Annotated in this window: 13 protein-coding genes; 6 read left to right on the plus strand and 7 right to left on the minus strand. The window is 69.7% G+C overall.

Annotation, left to right across the window (positions count from 1 at the left end; genetic code table 11):
* Positions 1–8 precede the first annotated feature (8 nt).
* From PV734_RS44420 to PV734_RS44430, 3 genes are all read right to left on the minus strand, one after another.
* The gene (locus PV734_RS44420) at positions 9–944 is read right to left on the minus strand and encodes a hypothetical protein (RefSeq protein WP_319294917.1); all 936 of its coding nucleotides are present in this window, start codon (positions 942–944) and stop codon (positions 9–11) included.
* A 102-nt stretch (positions 945–1,046) separates the two neighbouring features.
* Positions 1,047–1,274 (minus strand): chaplin ChpD, encoded by a 228-nt coding sequence (gene chpD / locus PV734_RS44425; protein ID WP_319090129.1) that lies wholly within the window; start codon positions 1,272–1,274, stop codon positions 1,047–1,049.
* A gap of 312 nt (positions 1,275–1,586) precedes the next feature.
* Positions 1,587–2,000, minus strand: coding sequence for a rodlin (locus PV734_RS44430; protein ID WP_319090130.1), 414 nt, complete (start codon positions 1,998–2,000; stop codon positions 1,587–1,589).
* A gap of 251 nt (positions 2,001–2,251) precedes the next feature.
* Here PV734_RS44430 and PV734_RS44435 point away from each other — a divergent pair, with 251 nt between their 5' ends.
* The 3 genes from PV734_RS44435 (at position 2,252) to PV734_RS44445 (ending at position 4,474) form a co-directional block, all read left to right on the plus strand.
* Positions 2,252–2,662: a rodlin gene (locus tag PV734_RS44435; RefSeq protein ID WP_319090131.1), complete on the plus strand. Its 411-nt coding sequence runs from the start codon at positions 2,252–2,254 to the stop codon at positions 2,660–2,662.
* 129 nt (positions 2,663–2,791) lie between these two features.
* Positions 2,792–3,871, plus strand: a complete 1,080-nt coding sequence (locus PV734_RS44440; RefSeq protein WP_319294919.1) for an LCP family protein — start codon at positions 2,792–2,794, stop codon at positions 3,869–3,871.
* Between the two features lie 195 nt (positions 3,872–4,066).
* The gene (locus PV734_RS44445) at positions 4,067–4,474 is read left to right on the plus strand and encodes a rodlin (protein ID WP_319090133.1); all 408 of its coding nucleotides are present in this window, start codon (positions 4,067–4,069) and stop codon (positions 4,472–4,474) included.
* An 82-nt stretch (positions 4,475–4,556) separates the two neighbouring features.
* Here PV734_RS44445 and PV734_RS44450 read toward each other — a convergent pair whose 3' ends face one another.
* A complete protein-coding gene (locus tag PV734_RS44450; RefSeq protein WP_319294921.1) occupies positions 4,557–6,524 on the minus strand; it encodes an AMP-dependent synthetase/ligase in 1,968 nt (655 codons plus the stop codon).
* A 172-nt stretch (positions 6,525–6,696) separates the two neighbouring features.
* Between PV734_RS44450 and PV734_RS44455 the strand changes: the two genes are divergently transcribed.
* Positions 6,697–7,305, plus strand: coding sequence for a chorismate mutase (locus PV734_RS44455; protein ID WP_319090135.1), 609 nt, complete (start codon positions 6,697–6,699; stop codon positions 7,303–7,305).
* Positions 7,306–7,412: 107 nt separating this feature from the next.
* On the opposite strand, the gene PV734_RS44460 is transcribed toward PV734_RS44455, so the two are convergent.
* From PV734_RS44460 to PV734_RS44470, 3 genes are all read right to left on the minus strand, one after another.
* Positions 7,413–8,996 (minus strand): vWA domain-containing protein, encoded by a 1,584-nt coding sequence (locus PV734_RS44460; RefSeq protein WP_319090136.1) that lies wholly within the window; start codon positions 8,994–8,996, stop codon positions 7,413–7,415.
* 157 nt (positions 8,997–9,153) lie between these two features.
* Complete coding sequence (locus tag PV734_RS44465; RefSeq protein ID WP_319294923.1) at positions 9,154–10,080, minus strand: ABC transporter permease; 927 nt, start codon at positions 10,078–10,080, stop codon at positions 9,154–9,156.
* Entirely contained in the window at positions 10,077–12,743 is a 2,667-nt protein-coding gene (locus tag PV734_RS44470; RefSeq protein ID WP_319294925.1) for an alpha/beta fold hydrolase, read from the minus strand. Before PV734_RS44470 ends, PV734_RS44465 begins: the two co-directional genes overlap by 4 nt.
* 218 nt (positions 12,744–12,961) lie before the next feature.
* On the opposite strand from PV734_RS44470, the gene PV734_RS44475 reads away from it, so the two are divergent.
* Together PV734_RS44475 and PV734_RS44480 are read left to right on the plus strand one after the other, a co-directional pair.
* Positions 12,962–13,738 (plus strand): polysaccharide deacetylase family protein, encoded by a 777-nt coding sequence (locus PV734_RS44475; protein ID WP_319090139.1) that lies wholly within the window; start codon positions 12,962–12,964, stop codon positions 13,736–13,738.
* A 225-nt stretch (positions 13,739–13,963) separates the two neighbouring features.
* On the plus strand, positions 13,964–14,596 hold the full coding sequence (locus tag PV734_RS44480) for a hypothetical protein (protein WP_319294927.1): 633 nt from the start codon (positions 13,964–13,966) through the stop codon (positions 14,594–14,596).
* The last annotated feature ends 615 nt before the right edge of the window (positions 14,597–15,211 follow it).

Here is a 15,211-nt window from a genome sequence, read left to right on the forward strand (position 1 = left end):
CCCGCGCCTCACTCGTGGGCGCCGGGCTCCCCGCGCCTGCCCCGGCGGTACAGGACGACACCACCGGCGATCAGCGCGACGCTGACGGCCGAGGCCGCGATCAACTCCTCATGACTACCGGTCGGCGGCAGATGCGGCGGCTTCGTCGGCGGCGTGACGGGGGGCGTGGTCGTCGACGGGCCTGTGGGGGGCTTGGTCGGGGGCTTCGTCGGCGGCTTGGTGGGGGGCTTGGTGGGGGGCTTGGTGGGGGGCTTCGTCGGCGGGGTCGTCGGCGGCTTGGTCGGAGGGGTCGTCGGCGGCTTAGTGGGGGGCTTCGTCGGAGGCTTGGTCGGCGGCTTCGTCGGCGGCTTGGTGGGCGGGGTCGTGGGCGGCTTGGTGGGCGGGGTCGTCGGAGGCTTCGTCGGCGGCTTGGTCGGAGGCTTCGTGGGCGGCTTCGTGGGCGGCTTGGTCGGCGGCTTCGTGGGCGGCTTGGTGGGCGGGGTCGTCGGGGGCTTCGTGGGGGGCTTGGTCGGCGGCTTCGTCGGGGGTTTGGTGGGGGGCTTGGTCGGCGGCTTGGTCGGAGGGGTCGTCGGAGGCTTCGTCGGCGGGGTCGTCGGAGGCTTCGTGGGGGGCTTGGTCGGCGGCTTCGTCGGGGGTTTGGTCGGCGGCTTCGTCGGCGGCTTCGTCGGGGGTTTGGTCGGCGGCTTAGTGGGCGGCTTCGTCGGCGGAGTATCGCCGTACCCGCCAGGCGGTGTGTCGCCGTAGCCGTGCCCGTGACCTTGGCCGTTGCCGTTGCCGTGCCCGTAACCGGGGTCGTCGTGTCGGGTGCCCGGGGCTCCGTGTGCGCCGGAGCCCTTGGCCGTCCCGCCCGCGTCCGCGTCCGCGAGGGCGGTGATGCCGTACAGGGACAAGATGCTCGTCGCGGCGGCCGCCACGACCATCCCCCTGCTCAGAGGCTGTCGCATTCTGATTATCTTCCTGCTGGGAGAGGTGAGAAAAAGCCGGCCTTGGCACCGAAAGGTTTTCCAAGACCGGCCCAGACACCGCCGAACGGCTGGTGCTATACGTCAGTCGTTGACGCAGGTGTTGCCGAACGCCGGGTTCAGCAGCGCGATGACGTTGATCGAGTTGCCGCACACGTTGATCGGAACGTGGACGGGAACCTGGATCACGTTGCCGGACAGCACACCCGGGGAGTTGGCGGCGAAGCCCTCCGCCTCGGCGTCCGCGAAGGCCGGGGCGGCCATTCCGAGCGCCATGATGGCGCCGGCGATGACAGCAACGCTCTTCTTCATGAGGTTTCCCTTCTCTGCGGTCATGCCCCTATGTCGGCCTGAGACCGAGCGAGCACAGCATGGACGGCTCGCACCATGACCGGCAGTTGTAAAACGAGGGATAGACAGCCGAAGAAACTACGGAACGTGGTCCCACGGTTAATTCACTCGAACGCCCCGAAGCAGGGAAAAACACAATGCACACGAACGGCTGAATGAAATCAGGGAGAGCACAGAACGCGGACAGCCCCCGCACAGTGTGCGGAGGCTGTCCGAGCTGCGTTCATGTGCGACCGGACGACTGTCGACGGCCGGTCGGCCGACCGCGACGGGTCAGCTGTTGCCGATGCCGTTCCCGGACAGGACCGGAATGTCGCTGAGAACGCCGGCCAGCGGCTCGTCGCCCTTGGCCTGCGTCGAGTTCTCGGCGCACTGCTGGTTCTGCGGGGCGGACAGGATCGGGATGTCCTGGACGGCGACCGGGACGAGGACGCCGACGAGAGAGCCCACGTTGCCCTTGACGGGCAGACCGACGCAGAGCTTGTTCAGCGTGCCCTGCGCGAGGCTCATCTGCGGGCTCATGTCGCCCTTGGTCACGGAGTTGCCGAACTTCGAGACCGCGCCGTTCCCGCTGACGGACGTGGTGCCGCCGTCGTCCGCAGTGGCAAGCGCCTGGGGGGCGGTCGCCGCCGAGACTCCGACGACGGATGCGGCTACCGCCGCCGCGGCCATTGCCTTCTTCAGCATTTCGCTTTCCTTTCCTGCAGAGACGCACGTTCCTGCTCCCGCATCAACCGGATGGGGGGCGATTGGTTTCGCCGTTTCACCCGAATGGCCCGTTCCCGGCCCGGCAATTCATGGAACACGCCCCACCCGCCGCCCGCCCCGAACAGTCTTCGATGTGGGCCATCAGAGTGAATCGGAGCAACCACGTACGCCGAAGGGCAGTTGATCAGAACGGCTCCGGTGGACGGGGTTTCTTTCGAAGGGATTTGCAAGTGATCAAGAAGGTTATGGCTGCTGCGGCGATCGCCGCTTCCGTCGTCGGTGCCACCGCTGCGGTCGCCACCCCGGCGATGGCGATTGCGAACGACGGTGGCACGACGTCCACCAGCGGCAACGGCGCCATCCAGAAGTACGGCAACTCGGCCACGTACGGCAACATGAGCCCCCAGATGGCGCTCATCCAGGGCTCCCTCAACAAGCCCTGCATCGGCCTGCCGGCCAAGGTCAACGCCGGTTCGCTCGTCGGCCTCGTGCCGATCGCCGTCCAGGACATCAGCGTGCTGTCCGCCCCGCAGAACCAGCAGTGTGTCGAGAACTCGACGCAGGCCAAGGGCGACGAGCCCCTGTCGCACATCCTCAGCGACATCCCGGTCCTGTCCGGCAACGGCGTGGGCAACAACTGACCGGCAGCACCAGCACCAGTACCAGTACCACCGGCGACGATTGAGCCGGGCGTACGTCCGGGCTCACTTTCGAGCCTTCACCAGCGGGCCGTCGAACTCTCGGCGGCCCGCTGGCCTACGTTGCGTCACGTGACGACGAGACACCCTTTGTTCCGGTTTTCCCGTCCTGCCCGCCTCTCCCGACTGTGCGGGGTCGCTCTGCTGTGCGCGGCGACCGCGATCGGCTGTGGGACGCCACGGGCGCCCCAGCTGAGACCCGCGGGTGGCGCCGCCGCCGCCAAGGGCACCGACATCCTGCTGCTGGGCACGGACGGCCGCGGCACCATCACCGAGCAGGAGCGCCGCAAGTTCCACGCGGGCGGCTTCGCCTGCAACTGCGCGGACGTGATGATGCTCGTCCATGTGTCGGCCAAGCGTGACCGCGTCAGCGTGGTCAGCCTGCCCCGCGACTCCCTGGCCACGGTCCCGGCGTACAAACCCAAGGGGTCGACGAAACAGCGCCCCGCGCATCCCGTGAAGCTCAACGGCGCGTACGCGGAGGGCGGCGCGACGCTCCTGGAGCGGACGGTGGAGGCGGCGACGGGGGTGAGTGTCGAGCAGTACCTGCAGCTCGACTTCCGGCGGTTCATCGACGCCGTCAACCAGGTCGGCGGGGTCGAGGTGTGCACGAACCGGCGCCTCAAGGACTCCAAGACCAAGCTGAACCTGGCGCCGGGACGCCATCTGCTCAAGGGCGGCCAGTCCCTGCAGTACGTCCGCTCGCGGCATGTCGACCAGAGCGCCGACCTGGGGCGGATCCAGCGGCAGCAGCGGTTCCTGGTCGCGGCCCTGCGGCAGTTGACCGCCCGGAAGGTGCTCACCGACCCCGTCCTCATGGGCCGGGTGGCCCGGACGCTGCTCGGTCCGGCCAAGGTCGAGCAGGGCTTCGGGAAGGACGGCGTGCAGGCGCTCGTCACGCTCGCCTCGGCGCTGAGCAAGGTGCCGGCCACCCGGACGGAGTTCGCCACCGTGCCGATCGCCGGGTTCAACCCGCCGATGAAGGACGTCGGTTCGACGCTGCGCTGGGACGCCACGAAGGCGAAGGCGATGTTCACCAAGGTGCGCGAGGACCGGCCGCTGATCGCCGCGGGCACGGATCCCAAGCCCGGTGATCCGCCGGTGTTCGGGAAGGACGTACCGGTACGCGGCAACCGGCTGGCGTGCCCTTGAACGCCCCCGAACACCCCTGAGCGCCTCTGAACAGGGCCGTCGTACGGGAGGCAAGCGGTCCCGTTTCCCTCGTACGGCCGCCTGTACACCTCACTCACTGGGCCAAACGGGGCAATCATCGCAACCTCACCGGGGGTTGGACCGTTGACGATCACGCAGCTCCTCACCGGAGTCCGCTTTTCGAAGGGAATGAACATGAAGAAGCTGTGGGCTACCGCGGCCATCGCCGCCTCCGTCGCCGGTGTCACGGCGACGGCAGCACCCCAGGCCCTTGCGATCGCCAACGACGGTGGCACCACCTCCGTCAGCGGCAATGGCGCCGAGCAGGAGTTCGGCAACTCGGCCACGTTCGGTGACATGAGCCCGCAGCTCTCGCTGGTCCAGGGTTCGCTGAACAAGCCGTGCATCGGCCTCCCGGCCAAGCTCAACGTCGGTTCTCTCGTCGGCGTCGTGCCGATCGCCGTCCAGGACATCCCGATCCTGTCGGCCCCGCAGAACCAGCAGTGTGTCGAGAACTCGACGCAGGCCAAGGGCGACGAGCCGCTGTCGCACATCCTCAGCGACATCCCCGTGCTGTCCGGCAACGGCGCCGGCAACAGCTGAGCCTCCCCGCTCGGTTGCGGCGGCGGGTCACCGGTTCTCCGGTGGCCCGCCGTTCGGCGTTCGGGGCACCACCACCCCGGACTCACTTGCTGTACAGCGCCTCGATCTCTGCCGCGTACGCCTCTCTCACGGCGTGGCGCTTGACCTTGAGGGACGGCGTGAGCTGACCGTTGTCCTCGGTGAACTCGCCCTCGACCAGGGTGAAGGCGCGGATCGACTCGGCCCGGGAGACCGCCGCGTTGGCATGGTCCACGGCCCGCTGGACGTCGGCGCGCATCCGGGGGTCGCCGATCACCTCGGACATCGGGGTGTCGGCGGGCATCCCCCGAACCGTGAGCCAGTGGGCGACGGAGTCGGGGGCGAGGGTGATCAGGGCGGCGACGAAGGGCCGGTTGTCGCCGACGACCATGCACTGGCCGACCGGCGCGCGGCTGCGCAGCCGGTCCTCCAGGACGGCCGGGGCGACGTTCTTGCCGCCGGAGGTGACGATGATGTCCTTCTTGCGGCCGGTGATGGTGAGGTAGCCGTCGTCGTCGAGGGCGCCGAGGTCGCCGGTCGCGAACCAGCCGTCGCTCAGTACCGCGTCCGTCGCCGCCGGGTTGTTCCAGTAGCCGTCGAAGACGACCTCGCCCTTGAGGAGAACCTCGCCGTCGTCGGCGATCCGGACGGCCGTCCCGGGGACGGGCTGGCCGACCGTGCCGGGGCGGGGGGCCAGGGGCGGCACGAGGGTGGCGGCGGAGGTCGTCTCCGTCAGACCGTAGCCCTCGTAGACGATGATTCCGGCGGCGTAGAAGAAGAGGCTGAGGTCGCGGTCGAGCGGGGAGCCGCCGCTGATGGCGTAGTGCATGCGCCCGCCCAGCTCCTTGCGGACACGGCGGTACACGAGCAGGTCGTACAGAGCCCAGGCGGCGTAGAGACCGAGCCCCGGGCCCTTGCCACTACCGCTACCGCTACCGCTACCGCTACCGCTTCCGGTTCCGGTTCCGAGGAACTTCTCCAGGTACGCCTCGGCGAAGCGGACGCCGATGCGGTGGGCGCGGTCGAAGGAGGCGGCGCGGCCCATCTTCTCGGCGGTCGCGCGGCCGGTGGCGTGGATCCGCTCGAAGAGGTACGGGACCCCGACCAGGAACGTCGGTCTGAACTCCCGCAGCATCGGGCGGAGTTCGTCGGGCTTGATGCTCGGGAAGTGGCCGATCTCGATACGGGCCATCAGACAGCCGACCTGAAGGGCCCGGCCCATGATGTGGGCGAGGGGGAGGAAGAGGAGGGTCGAGGCGGTCTGACCGGTGACCTCCTTGAAGATCGGGTGCAGCAGTTCGACCACGTTCGCCGCCTCGGCGTGCAGGTTCGCGTGAGTGAGGACGCAGCCCTTCGGCCGGCCCGTCGTACCGGAGGTGTAGCAGATCGTCGCGGTGGTGCCGGGGGTCAGGGCGGTGCGCCGCTTGGTCACCTCCTCGTCCGACACCTCCCGGCCCAGGGTGGTGAGCTCGGCCATCGCGCCCTCGTCCAGGGTGAGGACGCGCGGCGGTTCCGGGTGGGCGGCCGTGCCGGTGAGCACGGTGGCCGTGTTGTCCGGCGTCTCCGTGACGACCAGACGGGCCCCCGAGTCCATGACGATCCAGTCCACCTGGGCGGCGGACGAGGTGGCGTAGACGGGGACGGTCTGGCCGCCCGCCGCCCAGATCGCGAAGTCCAGCACCGTCCACTCGTAGCGGGTACGGGACATCACCGCGACCCGGCCGCCCGGTTCGAGGCCCGCGGCAATCAACCCCTTCGCCGTGGCGGTGACTTCGGCCGCGAAGGCGGCGGCGGTGATCGGACGCCAGGTGCCGTCGTCCGTACGGCGGCGCAGGATCACCGCGTCGGGGGCCTCGGCCGCGTTGGTGTAGGGCAGGTCGGCGGTGCTGCCCGTGGTGGGGGGCGTCACGACGGGCGCGGTGCGGGCCTCGCGGACGGTGCCGCTCTTCTCGTCGCGGATCAGCTCGATCCGGTGGCGGGCCGCCAGATCGGTGCGCCGCTTCGCCTGCTTCAGATCCCTGCGTACACCCATGACACTCGCTCCCGGTGACTGGTCCCGCTCGTGATTCCGAGTCAAATTACCGGTGCGTAGCGGAAGTTCAATGGGTCGCGCACAAGCAGATCATCCGGGGCGGATATTTTGCTGACCGGCGCGGGGCTTCGGTCCGGCGTCGGCTTGACCTCCCCCCACCGAAAGGAACCCCGTGCGGTCCGTTCTTCTCGCCGTGTGCGCGTCGGCCGTCCTCGCCGCCTCCGGCGCGGCGCCTGCCGTGGCCCACACGTCAACTCCGGTACGAGTGAGCAGTGTCGCCCTCTCCCCCAGCTCCTCCCTGAACTCCCTGACCCCGCTGACCGACCTGTTCGCCGAGCGGCTGCTGGTCGCCGACAAGGTCGCCGCCGCCAAGTACGGCACCGACAAGCCGATCGACGACCCGGTGCGCGAGCAGCAGATCCTGGACGATGTCTCGGCGCGGGCCGTCGGGCTCGGCCTCGACCCGGCGGCGGTGGCTGCCGTGTTCCGGGACCAGATCGAGGCGAACAAGGTGGTCCAGCGTGGGCTGTACGCCCGCTGGGACGCGCATCCCGAGCTTCGGCCGACCGAGCGGCCCGATCTGGTGAAGGAGGTACGGCCGATCCTGGACCGGATCACCACCGAGTTGCTGGACACGCTGAAGGAGACGGCGGGGGTTCGGGCGGGGGACTTGTGCGAGGTGCGGCTTGTGCTTGCTGCGGGGCGCTCCGCTTGGGGGTACCGGTTGGATGGGTTGCATGTGGAGGGGCTTGGGAGGGCGGTTCCGTCTGTGTGCGGTTAGTGGGGCTCGGGTTGTGTGTTGGCCGCAGGTCCGCGGGGGCTGGTCGCGCAGTTCCCCGCGGACCTGAAAGCGGGGCGCTCGTCGCATCCGGCGTTCACCCGCGCCGCCTAGTCCTGATAGCGGCCTGCCTGGTCTATTGCCTCGGCCAGTTGGCGGACCGCCTTGTCCTCGGTTGTGTTCGCCAACTCGTGCGCCTTGTCGGCCAGTTCGCTAAGAGACGGGGCGCCCGGGAGGGTGGTCCAGTCGTCGGCGCCCTTGCGTAGCGCGTCGGCGAAGTAGGCGGCCACCGCTGTGACCTGGAGGCGGGACGGGGCGTTCCAGAGCGCCTCGTCCACCGCCTTCGCCTCCAACTGGCCCGATTCCTCGTGGGGTTCGCGGGTCTCGGGGTCGAGCCAGCGGACCGTGGCCGTGGCCAGGTGGCCCGAGGCGGACTGCTTGGTGCGGACCGCGTAGAGAGCGGTGACCGTGTGTCCGGGGCCCACCTCTCCTCCGTCCACCCGGTCGTCGCGGAAGTCGTCGTCGGCGACGCGGCGGTTGTCGTAGCCGATCAGGCGGAACTCGGCGACCGTCTCCGGGTCGAAGGCGACCTGGGCCTTGGCGTCGCGGGCGGTGAGGTCGACGTTGCGCGGGAGCTGCTCGCAGAACACCTTGCGGGCGTCGCTCTCGTTCGAGACGTAGGTGGTGTTGCCGTCGCCCTTGTCGGCGAGTTGTTCCATCAGGGCGTCGCCGTAGTCGCTGCCGACACCGACGCCGAAGAGGGTGATGCCGTGTTCGCGGCGGGCGTCGGAGATGCGGTCGAGGATCGAGTCGGCTTCGGTGTCGCCCGTGTTGGCCAGGGCGTCCGAGACGAGCACGACCCGGTTGGTGGCGCCCTCGCGCAGGCCCTTCACGGCGGTGGCGTAGCCGGTGCGTACGCCTGCGCCGAGGTTGGTCGAGTCGGTCGGTTCCAGTTCGTCGATCGCGTCGTGGACGCGGTCTCTGTGGTCGTCGAGGCGGGTCATCGGCAGGACGGTCTCGGCCTCGTCGCTGAAGGTGACGATCGCCACCGAGTCGTCGTCGCGCAGTCGGTCCGTCATCACGCCGAGGGAGTCCTTGGCAAGGTCGAGGCGGCCGGGCTCGGCCATCGAACCGGAGATGTCGATGACGAAGGTGAGGGCGGCCGGCGGGCGTTCGCCGTCCTGCTCGGCGGTGCGGGTGGCGAGGCCCACGCGGACCAGGGACCAGTCCTCGCGGTCGGTGCGGGCGCCGTCGACGGTGACCGAGAAGCCGTTGCCGTCAGGGCGTTCGTAGTCCTGGCGGAAGCTGTTGACGAACTCCTCGGGCCGGACCGTGGACGGGTCGGGGCGGTGTCCGTCGGCGAGGGTGCGGCGGGCGTAGCCGTACGAGGCGGTGTCGACGTCGAGGGCGAAGGTGGAGAGGTAGTCGGGGGGCGGGGCGAAGTCGCCTTCGGCGTCGTCCTGTTCGCCTTCGCTCCGGTCGCCGTCCCGTTGTTCGCCTGAGCCGTTGCTCTGGGCGGGCGCGGGGGCGTAGCCCGAGCCGCCGCCGGAGTTCTGCCCGCTGTCCGCCTTGCTGCTCTGGCCGCTGTCACCGGCGTCGCCGCTGCAGCCGGTGAGCAGCAGGCCGCTCGCGGCCGTCAGCGCGATCAGCGTGCCTCGCAGGCGTCGTGTTCGGTGGATCCGGGTCCGCTCCATCTGCCGTGCCCCCTCCGTCCGTTGACGCCGGACGACGTCAACTTCTGTGACTGTGACGGCGGAGGGGGCCGGAATGTGCGGTACGGGGTGTTGCGGATGGATCTCGAAGTGGCCACGGGAGGCGGCCGTCGAGACCGGTAGGTGATCCTCCGGTGACCTAGGAGACGACGTCCTTGCGGGCGAAACCCCGGAAGGCCAGGGCGAACAGGATGAGGGCGTACGTTATCGAGACGGCCGTCCCCTGGATCATGCCACCCCACTCCGGGCGGGGTTGGATGGCGTCCGCCCAGGCGAACTGCCAGTGCGCGGGCAGGAAGTCGCGCCAGTCGCCGAGGGCCGTCACGGCGTCCAGGACGTTGCCGACGATGGTCAGGCCGACGGCGCCGCCGACCGCTCCCAGCGGGGCGTCCGTCCTCGTCGACAGCCAGAACGCCAGTCCCGCGGTGACCAGTTGGGACACGAAGAGATATCCCACGACCACGACCAGGCGTTGGGCCGCCGTGCCCGCGGCGAGCGATCCGCCGGTGGGGATCTCCAGCGGGCCCCAGCCGTAGGCCGCCGTGCCGACCACGAGGGCCACGACCGGCAGCAGCACCATCGCGGCCAGGCTCATGCCGAGGGCGACGGAGAGCTTGGACCACAGCAGGCGGGCGCGCGGCACGGGGGCGGCGAGCAGATAGCGCAGGGAGGACCAGCTCGCCTCCGAGGCGACCGTGTCCCCGCAGAACAGGGCGACGGGGATGACCAGCAGGAAGCCCGCGGAGACGAAGAGGTTGACGGCGACGAAGTTGGCGCCGGACGCGGTGGCCGTGTCCATCAGGGTGACCTGGCCGTTGCGCCCGCCGGGCTCGCCGCCGATCGCGAACGCGATGACGAGGATGAACGGCAGCGCGGCGAGGATGCCGCCCATGACGAGCGTACGGCGGCGCTTGAGCTGGCGGACCAGCTCGACGCGCAGGGGCAGTGTCCGCCGGGCGCGGTACCCGTCGGCCGTCTCCGCCCGCTCGACGAGCGTGGCCGTCGTACTCGTCGCACTCGTTGTGTTCGTCTTGCTCGCCGTGTTCGTCTTGCTCGTCGTGGTCATGCGGAACCTCCGATCAGGGTGAGGAAGGCGTCTTCGAGGCGGCGGTGGGGGCCCACCGACTCCACGGGCACTTCGAGGCGGACGAGTTCGACGACGAGGCGCTGGGCGCTGCCGTCGTCGGGGGCGAGCCGGACCAGAAGGCCGTCGTCGGTGCGTACGGCGGAGACGATGCCCGGCAGGGCGGCCACCTTCTCGACAACCGGTTCCTCCACGGGGGTGGTGGTGCCGACGAGCAGGGTGTCGCCGGAGCCGATGATCTCGCTGACCGGGCCCGCCTGGACCAGCTTGCCGCGGTCCATGACGACGAGGTGGGTGCAGGACTGCTCGACCTCGGCCAGCAGATGGCTGGAGACGATCACCGTGCGGCCGGCCTCCGCGTACCGGATCATGACCCCGCGCATCTCGCGGATCTGGGGCGGGTCGAGGCCGTTGGTGGGTTCGTCGAGGATGAGGAGGTCGGGCAGGCCGAGCATGGCCTGGGCGATGGCGAGGCGCTGGCGCATGCCCTGGGAGTACGTGCGTACGGCGCGCGCGAGTGCGTCGCCGAGGCCCGCGATCTCCAGGGCCTCCTCCATGTGGGCGTCCTCGACCGGGCGGCCCGTCGCCTGCCAGTACAGCTCCAGGTTCTCGCGGCCGGAGAGGTGCGGGAGGAAGCCCGAGCCCTCGACGAAGGCACCGACACGGGACAGGACCGGGGCGCCGGGGCGGATTGCGTGCCCGAAGACGCGGATCTCGCCGGCGTCCGGCTTGATGAGGCCCATGAGCATACGGAGGGTGGTCGTCTTGCCGGCGCCGTTGGGGCCGAGGAGTCCGAGGACCTGGCCCTTCTCGACGCGGAACGACACGTCCCGTACGGCGTAGCGGTCCGACGACTTCGCGTACCGCTTGCTCAAGTCGGTGATCTGGAGCGGGACTTCGGCCAGTTCCGGGTCCGGGGCGGACGGCGCCGCCGTACGCCGGCGTCCCGACAGGAGCAGGGCCAGCGCGATCGCGGCGCCCGCGAGGGGCAGCCACCACACCCAGGCGGGCAGCCCGGCCGAGGCCGTGGTGACGCCGGGCGCGGTGGGGACCTTCAGGTCACCTTTCACGGAGACGGTGTACGTGGCCGGGGCGACCGGTGAGGCGTACCCGAGGTCCGTGGAGGCGAGGACCAGGCGGAGTCGGTGGCCCTGTTCGACCTCGTGGTCGATGGCCGGGAGGGTGATCGTGACGTCCTTGCCCGCCTTGGCGTCCTCGATGCTGAGGGGGGTGACGAGCTGGCCGGGGAGCACCTGCTGCCTGCCGTCGGCGGAGACGTCGTACACCTTGGCGAAGAGGACTGCGTCCTCGCTGGTCGACTTCACGTGGACGGTGACGGTGGGGGTACCGGTGATCCGTAGGTCGTCGGCGACCGGCGCCGACTCGAAGCGTGCGTTCTGACCCGGGAAGTCGAGCGAGACGCCGACTCCGAGGGAGGAGAGCTGGGAGAGGCCGCCCGCCGCGCCCAGGCCGGGCAGGGCGGAGACGGCGGGCGGTGCGGCACCGGCCGGGTTGTCGAACGTCTGCTCCCTGCCGGTCAGGGCGATGGCGCGCTGCCCGCTCTCCAGGCCCGGGTAGGTGTTCGAGGTGGCGCCGCGCAGGGTGGCCGCGCCGTCGGTGGAGTCGATGCCGCCGGTGCGGGTGACGCGGAAGGCGGGGCCGGTGTCGGTGGCCTTGTCGTCCTTCAGATACCGGTCGAACCAGGAGGTGATCCGGGACTCGACGCGGCTGGTCTCCATGTCGCCGCCGTCATGGCCGCCCGCGATCCAGTCGACGTCCACGGGGGCGCCGTTGGCTCGGATCGCCTTCGCCGCGGCGTCGGCCTGGCCGAGCGGGAAGAGGGAGTCGGTCTGGCCCTGGAGCAGCAGGGTCGGCACCCTGATGCGGTTGCCGACGGCGGACGGCGACCGTTCGGTGAGGAGGTCGGTGGCCGCCGTGTCCGGTTTACCGGCCTCGGCGACCCGGTCGTACATGCTGCACAGCGTGGCCTCGAAGTTCTCGCAGCCGCCGCCGGTGTTGATGAAGATGCCGGCCCACTGCTTCTTGAAGACACCATTGGGGAAGAGGGCGTCCGCGAGGTTCCAGTACGTGATCGCGGGCGCGATGGCGTCGACCCGGTCGTCGTACCCGGCGGCGAGGAGGGAGATCGCGCCGCCGTAGCTGCCGCCGGCCATGCCCACGCGCGGGTCGCCGCTCTTGTCGAGCTGGACCTCGGGGCGCGTGGCGAGCCAGTCGATGAGTTTCGAGACGTCGGCGACCTCGGCCTTCGGGTCGTTCAGCCCGATCCTGCCGGTCGATCTGCCGAAGCCACGGGCGGACCAGGTCAGCACCGCGTACCCGTCGCGGGCGAGGTCCTGGGCCTGGGACCGTACGTCGTCCTTGCTGCCGCCGAAGCCGTGGGCGAGGAGAACAGCGGGGCGGCGGGACGTGTCGGTCCCCGCCGTGAAGAACGAGGTGTCGATACGCACCCCGCCTCCGACGTCCATGACCCGGTCGGCGCGGTGCACCGCGGGCGCGTCGTCCGAGGCGACAGCCGTCCACGTACCGGCGCCCGCGAGCACGACGACGGCGACGGCCACGCCGGCGATCAGCCGACGTGACCGCCGGGGCCACGCTCCCCGCAGTCCGGGCATTCGAAGATCCATGTGTCAACGGTACGGGCCCCTACTGACATCCGGGGCAGCCACCGGTCGGAACCTCTCGCCATCCCGCAGGCGTACGGCACAGGGCGGGCGTACTCCAGCCGTGGTACGAACGTGCCCCCGGAGATACGGACAGGAGTACGAGGGTCGCACTCACGTGTGGCGCCTCACAATCGAGTCGGCCAGGCAACTCTCCGGCGCCGTAGGTCCTCTCCCTGAGCGTGAATTTCCTGAAGAGACGGCTTCGCCTGCTCATACCCCTGACCGTGGCCCTGGTGGCGGCTGTGACCGTGACCGTCGTCATGGTCATCCAGGCATACAAGATGGAGACCCTCTCCCCGCGCGCGGAACGCCACCAGGCCGCGTCGGAAGCAGGCGTAACGGCAGGGCAGGTGGACTGCGAGAAGGCCAAGTGCATCGCACTCACCTTCGACGGCAACCCGGGCGAACCCACCGACCGGCTGCTGGACCTCCTGAAGGAGTACAAGGCGCCCTCGACGTTCTTCCTGGAGGGCCGGCGCATCCACAAGTTCCCGGATGTGGTGCGGCGGATCGCCACGGACGGCCACGAGATCGGGAACCACACCTGGACCCACCCCGTACTGAAGGACGTCTCCGACGCGCGGATCCGAGCCGAGCTGGAACGCACGGAGCGGGCGATCACCGACCTCACCGGCAGCAAGCCGACGCTGATGCGTCCGCCCGGGGGCGCCACCGACGACCGCGTGTCCAAGGTCGCCAAGGAGCTGGGCCTGGCGCAGGTCCTGTGGACGGTGACCGCGAAGGACTACGCGACGGACGACTCCGCGCTGATCACCAAGCGCATCCTCGACGGCGCCGGCCGCGACGGAATCATCCTGCTCCACCCCCTGCACAAGGGCACCGTCCCCGCCATGCCCGCCATTCTGAAGGCGCTCAGCGAGCAGCACTACACCTTCGTGACCGTCAGCCAGCTCCTCGCTCCGGCCAAGGCCGAGCCGGGCAAGATCTACCGGTGAGTGTCTGAACCGGGCGACGGGACGTTGCAGCCCGCCGACCGGATGAATCCAGGCCAGCGGTGGCTGCTTCCACGTGTCCAGGTGGCTGTCTCCAGAGCTCGGAGTGCGGGAACGAGCTGGCCGACGCACCCTGAAGCCATGAACAGCAGGAACCCATCGGGCCCTCCGGATGGGCCACTGAAGGGCTCGGATGGTGACCGGACAGCCCCCTCGACACCTCGCTCCGTGCATTCTCGCCGGAGCGTCCTGACCCATGCGGGCATGGCCCTCGTCGGTGTCTTCGTGGGTGTGCTGATCGGTGTCAAAGGCGGCCCCAGCACCGACAAGGCCGCCCCTTCCGCCACGGTCACCACAGCAGTGACCGCCACGCAGACCGTCCTCTCCGCCACCGGCACGGCGATGGCACCTGCCACATCCTTGTCCCCCGGACCCTTCGCCTTCGGGGACACCTGGAAGCCCAAGAACGACGACCCGGCCAAGCCCTTCGAAGGCACTCTGACCGTTCTCGACTACAAACAGGGCTTCACCTCGGTCGGCAGCGCCAGCAAGGAGTCCGGTGGCCCCGGCTACATGTGGGCATACACAGACCTCAAACTGTGCACAAGGAAGGGCTCGTACACCGACAGCTCCTTCAACTGGACGCTGTACTACAGCAACGGCAGCCGCATCAAAACGTCCGGCACCACGTACGGCGACTTCCCGAAGCCGGAGTATCCGTTCGAAGTCACAGTGACCGCGGGCAAGTGCGCTCGGGGAAAGCTGGTGTTCGCGGTTCCCGGCAACGACCGTCCCCAGTCCGTGCTGTACCAGCTCGAAGGCTTGGCTGAGCCGGTGGAGTGGACAGTCCCGAAGGCGTAGCTGTCAGCCTCACTCTCACCAGTAACACCCTCACCTGCGAGCCCGAGGGGCGTGCTACCTCCGACGCAAAGCCCCAGGTAACCGTCAACACAGCGCGTCCTCTACGCGGTTGGGAGTTCACTCGTTCGGTGTCACAGCACGGACACACCGGCCACACATCCACCCAGCGGCGAGCATGATGCCCTCTTGACACGCACGCCCAGGGGGAATCATGCGTCGTACCGTCATCCTGTTCACTGCCGCCTGTCTCGGACTGGCGGGGTGTTCCAGCTCGGGAAACAGCAAGAAACCGGCTCCAGCCGCGAGGGTCACGGTATCCGCGTCACCGAGCCTGTCTGAAGCCGAAGCGCGGCAATCGTGCGTGGATGCGTGGGGCAGGTGGCTGGACGGGCAACCGGACGACTACGACCCGGACACTGATCCGGCCCCGGCACTTCCTGCGTGTGAGGGGCGGTCGGACAGCGCAACGCTGAGCTTCGAGGCACTGCGGGAGCGGAACGCGGCAAACCGGGAGCGGCTGGACGCCTGTCTGGCGGACCCCGCGTGTACGGAGTTCCCGCTGCCGTAGCCGTGCGGGCACCCGTTCCATTCCCGGGTGGGTACGGCAGACTCCTC

This window comes from Streptomyces sp. AK08-02, from assembly GCF_033795085.1.
Lineage (GTDB): Bacteria > Actinomycetota > Actinomycetes > Streptomycetales > Streptomycetaceae > Streptomyces > Streptomyces echiniscabiei.